The sequence below is a fragment of the Bacillus sp. FSL P4-0290 genome (assembly GCF_037975435.1).
Lineage (GTDB): Bacteria > Bacillota > Bacilli > Bacillales > Bacillaceae > Bacillus > Bacillus subtilis.
In genome coordinates, this window is record NZ_CP150253.1 from 2,332,618 (window position 1) to 2,349,139 (window position 16,522).

At 46.1% G+C, this 16,522-nt stretch carries 1 protein-coding gene; it reads right to left on the bottom strand.

The annotated features are described in order from the left end of the window. Positions 1–4 precede the first annotated feature (4 nt). Positions 5–16,468 (bottom strand): amino acid adenylation domain-containing protein, encoded by a 16,464-nt coding sequence (locus tag MKY10_RS12460; RefSeq protein ID WP_339226491.1) that lies wholly within the window; start codon positions 16,466–16,468, stop codon positions 5–7. Positions 16,469–16,522 lie beyond the last annotated feature (54 nt).

The window sequence follows — 16,522 nt, forward strand, 5'->3', positions numbered from 1 at the left end:
CCTCCTATAACAGTTGTTGAATCTTTGTGCTGTCACCCGGGTGATAGCTTCGCAGCTTTTGAATGGCGGAGCCGTGAGTTTCCGGGTACACTTCAATCGTTTCTTCTGTCTGTTCCGCTTCATCATTCGTTTCGTTTGCCATTTTCATCATCACTAGCTGCTTCAGCGGTCCCCCGAGCAGCAATTCCAAAGCTTCCATTGCTTCAGGGGCTTCAATTGAGCCTATGCCTGCCTGAGCCATTCTCTTCTGGTAATCCGGTGATGAAACAACACCAATGCTTCCCCAATAACTCCAATTCATCACGGCCACTGTACAAGGCCATACGTGAGACAACCGCTGTGCAAAAGCATCCTTAAAACTGCAGCCCGCAGCGTAATTGCTTTGTCCGGAAGCTCTTGCAAACGATTGTACGGAAGAGAAAAACAAAACAAAATCCAGTGGTTCATGCCGGAAAACTTGGGCCATTCGCACGCTTACATCAACCTTTGCAGCAAGAACGTTTCTGAAACATTCCTCACTCATATTCATCAGGCTTCGGTCTTGTAAGACAATCGCAGAATGGATGATGCCGTTGATTTCTCGATGCGTTTGTTTCATTGTTTCATACGCGCGTTCTAATTCCTCTCGGTTAGCCGCATCAGCTTGAATGTAATACGGGGCTGGCCCTAGACGCGCAAGTCTGTCCAGCTTGCTTTGAATGGCTGCATCCTTTTTCCTTCTGCCAATCCAAACGATCTGCGCCCGATATGTTCTGATCATATATTCACTCCACGCCTCACCAATACCACCAGCTCCGCCTATGACAACATAAACACCTCCGTGCTTATACTTCGTGTGCACCGGTTGATTGTTGTGTACTGGAATCAAACGAAGCTTATGCCAAATCTTGTTTCGATAGGCCCACGTATTCCCTTCTTGATCGGCAGGCAAGGAAAGGAGTTGAGATAACGGCAAATCTTCGTATTTTTTAACATCGATCAGCTTTGTCTGCCAATTTGGATATTCTTTTGCCATTGAACCGATCAGGCCGTGCACCCCGGCATCGACCGGGTCGACAATATCATGCTGATCAACATATTGTGTATTCACCGTCACGACCGTCCAGCTTATCTCCTTCTGTCCATAGCCTAAAGAAAGCATTGCCTTAATGAGCCTATACATTTGAATGACGCCTTGATCTTGGGCTTCAATCATTTCATCGCCGACTTCGCACTCTGTCACACGAGAAGGAGACATCCACACAATGTGGTCAAACGATTCGAGTGCTTCAAGCTGTCCTGCAATTCTATGAATTGATGCGTTCGGCTCAATGTACAGCTCCTTGGCAAATGGGATCTGCCTTTGAACAGCTTTTCTGCTGTTGTCATCCCCTCCGAGGATGACAACACGCTCATCAGCAGGCGAAATGATCCTCTTCTCCAGCTGCACTCGATCCCATATCGGCGCCATAAGAAGCGCTCCGTTAAGAGTTGCTTTGGAGTTTCCTAGTGATGTCGGCCCGTCTGGCGGTTGTATGCCTTCTTCCAGCAGCCTTGAGGTAATCCCCTTGATTCTTACACACACTCGGCCTTGTTCATCACACAAATCAATATCCAGTCTCTGTATTTTGTCCTCATTAGGACGAGATGTCACAGACACCCACATTTTATTTGTACACGGGCTGAATATTTCTAGCTCTTGCAGCGCAAAAGGCAGAGAAAGCTGCTCGTCACCGGAATTCAGCTTTAGCCCGATCGACGCTTGTAAAGCAGAATCGGCCATACTTGGATGAAGAACGAATTCATTCAGTGTGTGAGTTACACCAGCAGGCAGAGAAAGCTCTGCCAAGGCTTGATTGCGGCCGATGTAAAGCCGATCTATCCCTTGAAAACCAGGTCCGTAGTCAATGCCGATCGCCTTAAACAATTCATAACACTGGTCGTGTGAGAGTGTGCTTAAACTGCATTGGTCTTGAAGCACGCTGATATCCTGGACTGGAATGTCTCCTGCCCCACGGATTGAAGCACTGCCTTGACAATGTATCTTTCGATCATTGTGTGCAGCCTCTGTATAGACGTTAAAAGCAATCTCGCCGTCCTGCTGGGGATTTAGACTGATATCCACTTGCACAGGCTGGCCGTCCGCCACAATCGGCTGCACCCACACAACATTTTTGATGTGAATAACAGATTGTTGATCTTCGGTTCTTCTCACTGCTCTTATAACGGCAGCATGAACCATCTCAAGATATGCCACGCCCGGCATAACCGGTTTTCCCTTCACCTTATGATCGGCGAAAAAGAACTCAGCACCTGTAAAGGCCGAGCTGAAACGCTGCTCTGACAAATCAGATGTGTTGACATGTATCAATGGATGCAAAGCTGCTGATTCGACTGTTTTTAAAGCTGTTTGATGGGCGGCTGCCTCCTCTTTCGTATCCGTTATCCAGTAGCGTTCTTTCGCAAATGGATAGGTAGGGAGGCTGATGCGTTTCGGCTGTTTGCCGTCATACAGTTTGCTCCAGCCTATTTCCATGCCTTTTACCCATAAATCAAGAAGTCTTTCATATATGTGAGGCTCCCAGCTATTGTTGAGCGTTTTCTGTACTTCGTCATCTGATCTCAATGTTTGTGCGATACCTTTTTCTGCTCTGCCTCTGTACATGTACTTCGCATTGGTGCCCCCTTCTATAAAGAGGTTCAGTTTTTCCAGCAAGTCCCCAGTCGAGACAGCGATGATCCCTAATCTCTCCTCCATTGCATCACGCCCCTCTTGGAGTGTATAAGCAATATCAGTGAGGTCACGAGCAGTGATAGATCGCTTGCTGATAAAGTCTGCTAATTCACGGGCTTGGTCTTTCAGACGATCTTCATCCTTTGCCGACAAAATAAAGATGCCCGGGTGCTGTGCTGTCACAGCTGATGCTGTTGCAGGATGGGTTGTTTCTTTCGGAATATATTCCTCAATGACCACGTGGGCATTGACGCCGCCTATCCCGAACGAACTGATGCCTGCGCGGCGCGGCAGCTCTCGGCCGGCTTCATCCCGAAGCGCCTGCCACTCTCTCGATTCCTGCACAATATAAAACGGGCTGTCATCCAGTCTGATATATGGATTAACAGTTTCACTGTACAGACTTTTGACAAGCGTTTTATGCTTGAGCTGCAATAACACTTTAATGACACCCGCCACACCGGCCGCAAGCGATAAGTGACCGATGTTTGTTTTCGCTGATCCAAGTCCGCAATGGCTGCCATGAACAGCCGGGTCCCCCGTTTTTTCATACAGCTCTTTAAATGCCGCTTTTAAGCCGTTGATTTCTACTGGATCGCCCAGCTCGGTTCCAGTCCCATGCGCTTCAATATAAGTTACGGTTCTTGGATCAATTCCCGCTTTTTCATATGCTGTTTTTACGACATCCGCCTGAGCTTTCGGATTAGGAGTCGTTAGAGAATTTGCGCGGCCACCGTGGTTTACCGCACTTCCTTTAATGACACCGTAAATATGATCACCGTCTCGTTCAGCCGCTGTCAGCTTTTTCAGAAAGAGAATGCCGGCACCTTCACTGACTGCGAATCCATCGGCTTTGTCAGAAAATGTTTTGCATCTTCCTTCTTTGCTCAGCGCCCCGGCCTTATCATAGGCGATATGGCCTTGCGGAGTTACGACCGTGTTGACCCCTCCCGCAATCGCCATTTCACAGTTTCCATTTTCAATGGCGCAAACCGCATGATGAATGGCGACCAAAGAGCTTGAGCACGCAGTGTCGATCGGTTCACTCGGTCCATGAATGTTCAGGAAATAACTGACTCTATTCGGTCCTGCAGAAGGACTCATATTCGCAGCCGCTGAGCCTTCGATGTCTACATTTGACAGAAGTGAACTGTACCCTGTGTTTCCTGTCCCGATGAAGATGCCCGTTTTAGTTCCTGCCAGGCTTCTCGCTGAGTGTCCCGCTTCTTCTATCGCCTTCCACGCATAGGTCATTAACAGGCGCTGCTGAGGCTCCATCTGCTCAGCCTCCAGCGGAGATATGCCGAAGAACAATGGATCAAAGTCAGCTACTTCATCAATAAAACCGCCCCATTTGACGTTTGTTTTATTCGCTTCTTTCAGAGGGTCTCCGTAATACTCCTGCCAATCCCAGCGGTCTTTTGGAACCTCTGTAATACAATCTGTGCCCGATGACAGGTTCTTCCAATATTCCTCAACGTCTTTTGCCTTTGGGAAAACGCCGCTCATTCCCACAATCGCAATAGGCTCAGGCTTGGGATCAGCTTCCTTTTGCATTGGTGTTACCGAAGGTTTTACAAAGCGGTTTTCAGTCGAAAACGTCATATTTTTTATATTCTGTTCGACAGGCTGCATTAGCACCCCAGCTTTGGCAGGCGTTTGAGCTGTAAAAGCATTTGGATATTCTTCTGACAGATACCCTGCAAATGCATAAACAGTTGCGTGCTCAAAGAAGATCGTAGGCGTAAGATCCAGCTTGTACTTCTCATTCAGTGTATTTGCGAATTCAGTTAACGTAATCGAATCAAATCCATATTGATTAAACTCCATGTCCGGGTCAATCTCTTCAGGTTTGATTTTGAGCAATTGAGAGATTGTTTGCTTTAAAACTTCTTGAATGTGGTCGCACATATTTCCTTGATCCATTCTTGCTTCAGATGTCACCGGTACTTGCACTGTTTTCATTGGTACATCATCAGAAGACGGCTTTTGAGTCAGCTTTTCCCTCATCATGTCTTTGATTCCTTCCATGACGATGACTTGATCTTTGCCAAATGCCAAAGCTTTATACAGCGCTTGAATGCCGGTCTCGGTCCGCATTGGAGTCACACCTGTGTTTTTCAACGTCATGTTTTCAATTTCTTTATTCGCGCGCATGCCGCCTTCTTTCCAGAGCGGCCAATTGATTGACAACGTTTGTCCGTGCCTGTACATGGCGGTTACAAGCGCATTTCGATAAGCTGCATAACTGTCCATAAATGCATTAGCCATTGCATAATCGGCCTGTCCCGCGCTGCCGGCAACACTTGATATTGAAGAAAAGAGGATAAAGAAATCTAACGCAAGATGCTCGGTTGCCTCATCCACATTCACAAGCCCTTTCACCTTAGGAGCGAGAACTTGTGTCAGCTCTTCATTGGTTTTGCTCATAAGATAGTTATCTTTAATCAGCCCAGCGCTGTGAATGACACCATTCAAGTCTTCGTAATCAGACGTAATGCTTGTGATAAGCTCGGAGGCTGCTTCCGTTTGTGTCACGTCAACCTGCCTGTATTCTGCGCGAGCCCCTAATTGCTGAAGTTCGTTAAGCTCCGCCTGCTGATCCGCATTCAACGCGGATCTGCCTGTCAGAATGAGCACAGGCTGTTCGGCTTGGCGAGCAATCTCTTTTGCAAAAATAAACCCAAGTCCTCCTGCGCCGCCCGTGATGAGGTATACACCTTTATCTCTCCACGGCATGCTTATTTCCCGATCATCTATTTGCATTTCATCCAGATCATTGATGTACCGTTTGCCTTTTTCATATTTGATGTGCTGATCTTCTGTGTGCCTTTTATTCTCTTTCAGTTTTTCTATTACACTTTCAACATTTTCATGTGAATCGATTTCAATCGTCTGGCCGATTAGTTTTTTATTCTCCAGGCCGGCGGTTTTAAGGAGCGCCGATAGCCCTGAGAATGAGTACTGCTTTCTTTGTGCAGAGGTAAGCAGCTGGATCAGAACATTGCCCTGAGGTCTGCTTTTGAGAAGACCCTGGACCGTCTCAAGCGCTTGTTCGGCATAATCTTGGAACCTCTCTGCAAGTCCTTCGCGGAATGACTCCAAAACGATGCATTCCGCTCCTGTCATTCTTGATTCAATGCGATCTTTTGAGAGGCCATTCATGTCGCAAAGCATGACAATGTGCCGTTCGTAATGAGGCTCAGGACTTTCTTTTTTAAAATCCTTGGGCACCCATTTTTCTTCAAACATCAGGGTTGCCAGCGTTTGATCAGATTCCGCCGATCCAGAGCCGCCTTCTGCTGCTCTGAAAGATAATCCTTTCATCCGTACGCAAACATTGCCGCTCTCATCTAAAATATCCATATCGCGCTTTTGCACCTTATCAGTTGCCTTGCTGCCTTGGCTGTATCTTGCGTATACCCACATTTCTGACGAACATGCTCCGAAGACTTCAAGCTCCTGGACCGCAAAAGGCAGTGTCAGCTGGTTATCCCCGGCTCCTGTCAAAATGCTTGACGCCTGCAAAGCAGAATCCATCAGCCCAGGGTGCATTTTGTATTGGCTGAGCGTATCTGCAGCTGACGGATGCAATGACAATTTTGCCAAAACAAATTGTTCAGCTGTATAGATTTTTTTCACTCCGCGATAAGCAGGACCATATTCAAATCCAATCATTCGATAGGTGTCGTATACTTCGTTTACGCTGAAATGACTTTCCTGACACTGCTCCCGCAGAGATTGCAAATCAACCGCCGGCAAATTTTCAGCAGGATTCAATACCGCGCTGCCTTGACTGTAGACGATTGACTGTTCGCCAGTAACGTCTGAATGACCATAGATTTCATAAGAGATCTCACCATTTTCTCCCGGTAAAAGCCTAATGTGTACTTGCTGCGGCTGATCCTCTACAACAATAGGCCGCACCCACACCGCATTCTTTAGCTTCATGATGCGCGGTACACCTTGTACCTCTGCGGCCTGCTCAACAGCTGCCCGCGCCAATTCAAGATGAGCCACTCCCGGCAAAATCCGTTGGCCTTTCACAACATGATCAGCAAGGAAAAACTCTTCTCCCGTATAAATAGAGCTAAACCTTTGTTCCGAGAGATTGGATGTGTTTTGATGCATTAATGGATGCAGCACGGCTCCGCCAAGGCGGGAGGCTGCTTGATTTGCATCAATGCTGCTTTTTTCAATATGATCAGAGATCCAATAACGGTCTTTTGCGAAAGGATACGTCGGCAAGCTGATGCGCTTTGGCAGATTCTCGCCATACAATTTCGTCCAGTCTACATCAAGCCCTTTTACCCATAATTCAAGCAATTTTGCATACTTTCCCCGTTCCATCCATTTCTCGACGGCTTCTTGAATCTCTTCGTCCTCTGTCAGCATTTGGAGTGTGCCTTTATCAATCCTGCCTTTAAATACATCCTCCACACCGCTTTTCTCCGCTGCAAAGTCTTTTAACTTTTGCTGTAAATCCTCAATGGAACCGGAAATAATCCCGAGACGTTCTTCCATCGCATCCCGTCCGGCTTGCAGTGTATAAGCGATTCGGGCGAGATTTACGTCACTATATGTTTGCTTATCAAGCGCATCTGCCAGCTGCTGTGCATGTTCTTTTAGCCGCGCTTTATTTTTAGCCGATAAAACGAAGATACCCGGATGTTCCGGCGTGATGGATGGTATATTCTCATCGGATGCTTCCGGAATATATTCCTCGATAATCACATGGGCGTTTACCCCACCGATTCCAAATGAACTGACACCTGCCCGGCGAGGAAGCTCTTCTCCCCGTTCATTTTTCAGCGCTTTCCATTCTTCCGTTTCCCGTACGATATAGAACGGACTGTTTTTCAGCTGAATGTATGGATTCACGGTTTCGCAATGCAGACTTTTCACTAAGGTTTTATGCTTAAGCTGCAATAATATTTTAATAACTCCTGCTGCACCGGCTGCCAGCGATAAGTGGCCGATGTTTGTCTTTACAGAACCTAAACCGCAGTAAGGATTGGCTGATGTGTCTCCTTCATTTACACCCAATGCTTTAAAAGCTGATTTCAAACCGTTAATTTCAACCGGGTCTCCAAGCTCCGTCCCGGTTCCGTGGGCTTCAATGTAGGTCACGGTTTTCGGATCGATTCCCGCTTTTTGATATGCCGACTGAATAACATCTGCCTGCGCCTTCGGATTGGGAGTCGTTAAAGAGGCTGCACGGCCGCCGTGATTGATTGCACTGCCTTTTATGACTCCGTAAATGTGGTCTCCCGCTTCTTCAGCCGCTTTTAATTTTTTCAGGAACAGTATGCCGGCACCTTCCCCATGTGCAAAACCATCGGCTTGATTTGAAAACGTCTTGCATTTTCCTTCTTTGCTCAGTGCTCCCGCCTTATCAAAGCTGATATACACCTCAGGAAGGATAATCGTATTTACACCGCCGGCTAATGCCATGTCACAAGTGCCTTCCTCAATTGAAGAGATGGCATGGTGGATCGCCACTAGTGAACTTGAGCACGCTGTATCAATCGGTTCGCTCGGCCCGTGCAGATTAAGGAAATAACTGACCCGGTTCGGACCGACCGATGGGCTCGTATTGGCTGCCGCTGATCCTTCTATTGCCGAATTCGCTTTAGATAGAAGAGAGCTGTATCCTGTATTTCCCGTTCCGATGAAGACGCCGGTCTTTGTGCCTGACAACCTTTTCGCCGAATATCCTGCATCTTCGATCGCTTTCCAGGCGTAAGTCAGCAGTAAGCGCTGCTGAGGTTCCATTTGTTCAGCTTCACGCGGGGAAATGCCAAAGAATAATGGATCAAAATCTGCAATACCGTCAATAAAACCGCCCCATTTCACGTTCGTTTTATTGACTTCCTTCGCCGGATCACCTTCATATTCACGCCAATCCCAGCGATCTTTCGGGATTTCCGTCATGCAGTCTTTGCCCTCTTTTAAGATGTTCCAGTACGCCTCAACGTCTTTCGCCATAGGGAAAATCCCGCTTATGCCCACAATGGCAATTGGCTCAGGCCCAGCATCACTCTGTATGGCGTTTGGCAGCATGACTTGCTGCTTTCTGCGTCTTTTAGCTTTGGCACGCACGGCTTGTTCCTGTTTCGGAGCAGGCTGAATCTGAGCCGATACAGCGCGCACAGCAAATGTCTTCGCAAATACCGATTGATATTCTTCTGACAAATGCTTGCCAAACGCATGAATCGTCGGGTGGTCAAAAAATACGGTTGGCGTCAGCTCTAACTGATAGGCGCGATTGATATGGTTGGTGAATTCAGTCATGGAGATAGAATCAAAACCATACACCGTCATCTCGGCGTGATCATCAATCGTTTCAAGCTTGACCTTTAACAGCTTGGCGATCTCTCGCTTTAACATCGCCTTTACTTTATCCAGCAAACTGTCTGTATCAATGCTATTTATTTGTTCAGTCATGTGTTCTGCTTCCTTCTTTTCCATAGGTGCTGAGGCGTTTTTGGCCAGCATGTTTTGTTTTATTTTCTGCACATCGCCTTCGATTACCATTACTTGGTTTGCCTCTGAATGAAGTGCTTGATATAATGCCTGAATTCCTTTTTCCGCCCTCATAGGAACAATACCGGCCAGTTGCACAAGCCTATTCTCAGTTTCTTGATCGACCTGCATGCCTCCATCTCTCCATAAAGGCCAGTTTACAGAAAGCGTCTTCCCATGCCGCTGGCTGAGGTCGGCAAGCCTATTTCGATAGCCTGCATACATATCCATAAATACATTGGCTGCCGCATAGTCAGACTGGCCAATGCTCCCTAAACTTCCTGAAAGAGATGAAAAGAGAATAAAGAAGTCTAAAGGCAAATCCTTGCTCGCTTCGTCTAGATAAACAAGCCCTTTTACTTTAGGCGCCAGTACATCGTGCAGATCTTTTACCTGTTTATTAACCAGGTAGCTGTCCTTGATGATTCCGGCACTATGAAGAATACCGTTCAGACGGCCATATCTTTTTTGAATGTCGTCAATGAGCTTATAGACTTCAATTTTATTGGTAACATCTGTTTGCCGGTAGGTGATGTCAGCCCCCTTACTATGAAGCTCTTCCAGCTTTTTGCTTTTGCTTTCGCTAAGAGGTGAGCGGCCTGCCAGAATGACTGTCGCATTTTTCGTTTGTTCCGCAATTTCCTTTGCAAAAATATGACCTAGTCCGCCGGCACCTCCTGTAATGAGATAAACGCCATTGTCTTTCCACGGTTTGCTGCCGTCTCCTTTTGCCTGTTTGATTTCACGCCAATCAGCAATATACCGTGTCCCGTTTTGATATTTGACATATGAATCGCCGCTCATTTGATTTTCTAACAGTTTGCCAGCGATGCTTTCTCCACTTTCTTCACCGCTGACTTCAATCATTTGGCCGGTTAGTTTGGCATTTTCCTGACAAGCTGTTTTCAGCAGTCCTGTCAACCCTGAAAACAATTGCTGTTCTCCCTCTGCAGAGGTTACGATCTGAACGAGAATGCCGTCCTTCGGTTTCTTACGAATGATCTCTTGTACCTTTTTAAACACTTGTTCTGTATAAGAATGGAAACGCCCATCTACTGAAGAAGGCCTTGCTTCCAGGCTGTATACATGGACATCCTCGATGGCTGCTTCAATCTGTTCTCTCGTCTCATGATCATATTCACATAGGAATACGAGATGCTCTGCATATTTTTTTGCTGCCGCGCCTTCAGCTGCCTTTTGTTCTTGCCAAACGGGCTGAAGCAATAAAGTTTCAGCGTTGATTTTTGATGGTTCGGTTTGTATATCTGCCTCCATCACTCTCGTCGAAAATCCTTTCATCCGCACGCAAATCGTGCCATGCTCATCGCATAGATCAATATCGACTTTCTGTATCAAATCTCCCGGTTTGTTTTTCGAGTTGAATTGAACATAAACCCACATGTCAGAAACGCACTGACCAAAGACCTCAAGTTCCTCCAGAGCAAATGGCAGTGCTGCCTTAAAGTCTTCAGTGTCTGAAAGTTCCGCTCTGACGACATTTTGCAAATATTCAGCCGCCTGTAACGCTCCGTCCATTACACTTGGATGAAGAACATAATCGCCCAACGTATGTGAAACAGATTCCGGCAGTGATAATTTGGCAAGCAGCTGGCCGTCGCCTTTATATACGGCCTCTACACTCTTGTAACCTGGACCGTAATCGGCGCCAATCATCCCTTCATAAAACGAGGCAGCATCCATTCTGCTTTGATCACATTGTTTCTTGATCTTAGAAAGATCCAGTGCTTTTTCTCGCTTTAACTGAATCAATTCCGCTTTACCTTGGTTATATACAACTGGTTCTGCATCAGCGGATTCCGGATCACCATACATCCGATAAGCAATGTGTCCGCCATCTTCATCGTAAAGTCCGATATTTACCTGAACCGGCTCACTTCCTGCTACAACCGGGCGAACCCACACGACATTTTTCAGCCTGATTCCAGTTTCATGATCCTCCAATCCGCCAATTCCTTGTTCTATAGCGGCTCTTGCCATTTCAAGCGTGACCGCCGCCGGCAAAATCGCCATGCCTTTAATGATATGCTCGGCAATAAAATACTCTTGTCCTGTGAAAATGGAGCTGAAACGCTGCTCTGACAGAACCGATGTATTATGGTGCACCAAAGGATGCAAACGAGATGGTTCAACTGTTGTGATAGCGCCGGTGCTGCTTTCAGGCCAGTATCGTTCTTCGGCAAAAGGGTATGTCGGCAAGCTGATGCGGCGTGGCTTTGTATTTGGATAGAGCCTGCGCCATTCAACGTGAAAGCCATTTGCCCACATCTCGGCAAGCTTTCTCAATTCTTCTTTTGATATCCGTGATGAAGCCATATCATCTGCTTCAGCATTTCCAAGCAGCTGTTCAGCGGATGTCATTCTCGTTTTTTCTCCTTGAATACAGCCTTCTGTGAGCGGCTTTCCAGTCACAAAAACTTCCAGCTGATGTTTCCATTCTTCCAGATCGTTCACTATAAAAACGATCCTGTTATCCATTGCTTCACGGCCGACTTGGAAGGTATATGCAATATCTCTTAAAGAGAAATGCCTTTGCTCGTCTTGACTGATATAGGACAGCATTTCCTTCGCGTATACTTGGAGCCGTTCACTATTTTTAGCTGATATAGGAATGATGTAAGGCTGATTGCCTTCGTTTTCGGTACCTGCATCAGAAATGTTTTCATATTGCTCAAATATTGCATGGGCGTTAGTTCCGCCAAGGCCGAATGAGCTCAGAGCCGCCCGATGGACACCTGCGTGTTTCTCTAACGATTTTCGTTCACGGACAACATAAAAAGGAGAGCTTTCAAACTTTATATCCGGATTCGGCTCCGTACAATTGATGGTCGGTGCAAGTTCATTATGGTATAAACTCATCGCAACTTTAATGCATCCGGCTAACCCCGCAGCTGTATCCAAATGGCCGATATTCGTTTTCACTGAACCGATTCCGCAAAATTGTGTTTTGTCTGTGTATTGCTTGTACACTTTATTTAGAGCAGACATTTCAATAGGATCGCCTAATTTTGTTCCAGTCCCGTGTGCTTCAATATAACTTACCGTTTCAGGATGGATCTTGGTTGTATCCAATACATGCTGTATCACTTCTGTTTGGCCTTTTACACTAGGCGCATAGAAGCCTGCCTTCTCTGCCCCATCATTATTGATACCTATTCCGCGCATAATGGCATAAATATGGTCTCCGTCTTTTACGGCATCCACAGCTTTTTTCAGCAGGATGACTGCTACGCCTTCACCTCCGGCCATTCCGTCCGCCGAAGCATCGAACGCCTTCACATGCCCGTCGCTTGAAAAATTCAACCCGTTTTGGTGCACGTAGCCGATCGCTGATTGTGCGTGCAATGTTGCGCCCCCGACAAGCGCATATTGTGATTCGCCCGATGTCAGGCTTTTGTATGCCTGATATAAACCGACTAGTGATGAAGAACAGTTTGAATGAACAAAATAGCTTGGCCCTTTTAATCCGAGCTTATGTGAGATCATTGTGGGAATGGTTCCGCTTTGGGCTAAAACCCATGAGACATAGCCATCCGGTGATTCATGTCCTTCTGTTGTCTCCTTCGGCAATAACGTTCTATATGAATTGCTGCTTGCAGACATATATACACTTGTTGCCGGAATCTCCTTAGCCACATATCCTGCATCTTCAATCGCTTTCCAGGAGTGCAGCAATAAGAGGCGGAGCTGAGGGTCCATATACTCAGCATCTTTTGGCGAGATTTGAAAGAAACCGGGATCGAATAAGTCTTTCCCTTCGATCACAGATTGTACAGGCACATAGTCAGGATGCTGTATCAATTCTTCGGGAACTCCATTTGCGCGAAGCTCTTCTTCAGAAAAGAATCGTATGCTTTCTTTGCCTTCTTTGATGTGGTTCCAGAAGTCATGATGATTTTTCGCACCCGGGAACTGGCAAGATATCCCCACAATCGCAACACTGTCGCCAAAATAAGGGGGAATCTTCTGTTTCGGGTATTTTCCATCTTTTTTGTCATCATGATCATCTTCATTTTGTGTCCCGGCTAGATCTGAGTTTTTCATCTCCAAAATGTATTCACTGATTGCACGGATCGTGGAATACTCAAACAGCTCAGTAACATGAAACTCACAATCGAATTCTTTTTTGATTCGTTCAGCCACAGCTACAGCCAGAAGCGAATCGCCGCCCGCATCGAAAAATCCGTCTTCCGGCCCAAATCCGCTGACCTTGAGCGTTTCCTCCCAAATGCGCAGCACCTGATCCTCTATTTCCGTTAATTGCAAGTGATTTGGTTTCCTTCTGTTGAACACGATCTCGCGTTTTTCTAATTCTTTACGGTTCACTTTTCCGCTGGGCGATAATGGAAGCTCATCTAAGCGGATAAAGTGTGAAGGTATCATATATTCAGGCAGACTCGATTTTAGATGAAGGCGCAAATCTTTTGGATTGGCAGAGGCATGTCCGCTTTCCTCTGTATAATAAGCAGCGAGCTGTTGATGGCCCTCCAGCTGCTTCACCACTACCGCCTGATCTAAAATGCCCGGAAATTCACTCAGCTTTGTTTCTATTGCGCCCAGCTCGACGCGAAAACCGCGTATTTTGACTTGGCTGTCAATCCGTCCCAAGTATTCTATGTTGCCGTCAGAAAGCCACCTTGCTGAATCACCCGATTTATATAGCTTCGTCCCTGGTTCAAAGGGATTATCAATAAATTTTTCAGCCGTAAGCCCCGGCTTTTTAAAATAGCCTCTTGCTAAGCCGGCTCCAGCGATGCAAAGCTCACCAGGCTTTCCGATCGGGACAGGCTTCAAATGCTGGTCCACAATATAAATTTTCGTGTTGGAAACAGGCTTTCCAATCGGTGTATGGTGACTTGCGATATCTCCTTTTCCGCATCCGAAATACGCAGCGTAAATGGAGGCTTCCGTCGGTCCGTATATATTTTCAACACGGCAGTTTGTAAAGAGCGATACCGCCTTTTTCACTAATTCTTTAGGGAAGGCTTCACCTGCAACCATCATATACTTTAGCGGACCGTCCTCTGTGAATCGCTTGTTGTCTTTCGCGATTTCTAAAAAAACATGCAGCATGGCCGGCACAAAATTAATGTGAGTCACTTTATATGTTTCAATATAATCCATGCAAAGCTGCGGTGATTTCTCCCCATTAGGCGGAAGAATCACAAGACGGCCGTCTCCAATAAACCATCCGAATAATTCTGAGATCGATACATCAAACACATAGTTCGTCTTCAATAAATATGCATCCTCAGCCGTTACAGGATAGTGAGATTCAAGAAAATTCAGGGTATTCATAATGCTCCGATGCTCTACCATAACCCCTTTAGGCTCTCCAGTGCTTCCCGATGTATAAATAATATAAGCGAGGTGTTCCGGTTTTACTTCCCGCTTTAAACCGCTGCTTTGGTGGTCTGTATAATCGTTTCGGCAAGCTAACTCGATATTGATCGCTTTTACATGGCTGCCAGTTAATCCGCTGATCCTATCATGAACGTTAGGTTGGGTGAGGACAATGGATGCCTGACTGTCTTTGAGCATGTACTCTAATCGTTCTTGCGGAAAACTTGGATCTAACGGCACATACGCTCCGCCAGCCTTCAGTATTCCTAAAATTCCGATGATCATATCAAACGAACGCTCTGCACAAATGCCAACGGGCTGTTCAGGTCTAACACCCTGATGTTGAAGGTAGACTGCCACAGATGTGCTTTTTTCATCTACTTCTTTATATGTAAGTGATCTGTCTTCAAACATCACAGCAACCGCATCGGGGGTTTGTTTCGCTTTTTCCTCAAACACCTCATGTATACACTTGTCATTTGCGATGTTTGTCCCTGTCGCATTCCATTGTTCCACCAAATTAGTTTGTTCTTGATTTAATCGCAAAGAGTAGGCTTCAAGCGGCAAAGACGGGTCCTCCATCATGTGCTGCGCGAGCTTCATATAGTTCTCCATCATGCTTTCAATGGAGGACAGTTCATACAAATCAGGGTTGTACAGAAGATGAAGCACTGTTTCATTTTCTTGCTCATATATTTCGAGCGCCAGCTCAAATTCACCCTCTTGCCGAATGTCTTCAATATATTCGATGCCAAGCGTTTGATACGGTTCGAGCACTTTTTGCAAGCCTGTTGCTTGAAAAAAGTTTTGGTACAGAAAAGCTGTTTGAAAAACCGGAGAATCCGCGGCCGAGCGGTCTACATTCAGCTCTCTTACCAATGCAGGGAACGGAAACGCCGCATGATCCAGGCCGTCAGCCACTGTCAGCTGCAGTTCCCGAATAAATGCTGTTAATGGCTGAGATCCGATATTCTTGCTCCGAACAGCCATCATATTGATAAAATAACCGATTAGGGTTTCAAATCTGTCTTCTTGCCGACCCATTGTCGGAACGCCAACAATGATATCCTTTTGTTTTGTATAATGATGCAGCAGCACTTTGTAAATGGAGAGAAACACAACCGATTCATTCACATGATTGGTGCGGGCAAACGATTTAATTTGATTGCTCAGGTGATGAGGGAGCAAGCTTTTATAAGCTTGCCCCTTGAATTTTCGTGCTGAAGACCGCGGACGGTCAGCAGGCAAATCAAGAACTGGCAGACTCCCAGACAACTGTTCTTTCCAGTAAGCGAGATGCTCTTCCCCTTCTCTGCCAGTCAGCATCCGTTTTTCCCAATCGACAAAATCGTAATAATCAGCTGTTAATGGCTGCTGCAAGGGCTCAATCCCATTCAGCAATTGTTGATACGCTTCGAATAGCGCCGATATCAATGTCAGCATCGACACACCATCAAATATGATATGGTGAATTGTTATAAGAACAATGCATTCTTCTAACCGATGAAAAAGGTGTGTGCGCCATAACGGACCAGCATCCAACTGGAAAGGTTCTTTTGCTTTTTCTTTTAGAAAAGGAAAGATATCTGCTGATTTCATTGCTGATATATTCTCTTCCACAAAATAAAGATCCTTTGATAACTGAACCGATTGAAATGGAATGCCATTTTCTTCTTGAATCACACTGGCTAAGATCGGATATTGTCTCTGTACAAACAGAAGGGCTTTCTTGAACGTCTCTGCATGTATTGGTTTGCTGAAGCGAAAGCATAAAGGAATATGATATGCACTCATCCCAGGAGACATTTTTTGAAGCATCCACAGCCCTTTTTGCCCTTCTGAAAGCGGGCTTTTCAACTGCCGCTTCATGCCTTTAAGATGTTCTTCCACCTCAGAAATGGTTAATTCTCCTGATCTGAAGGC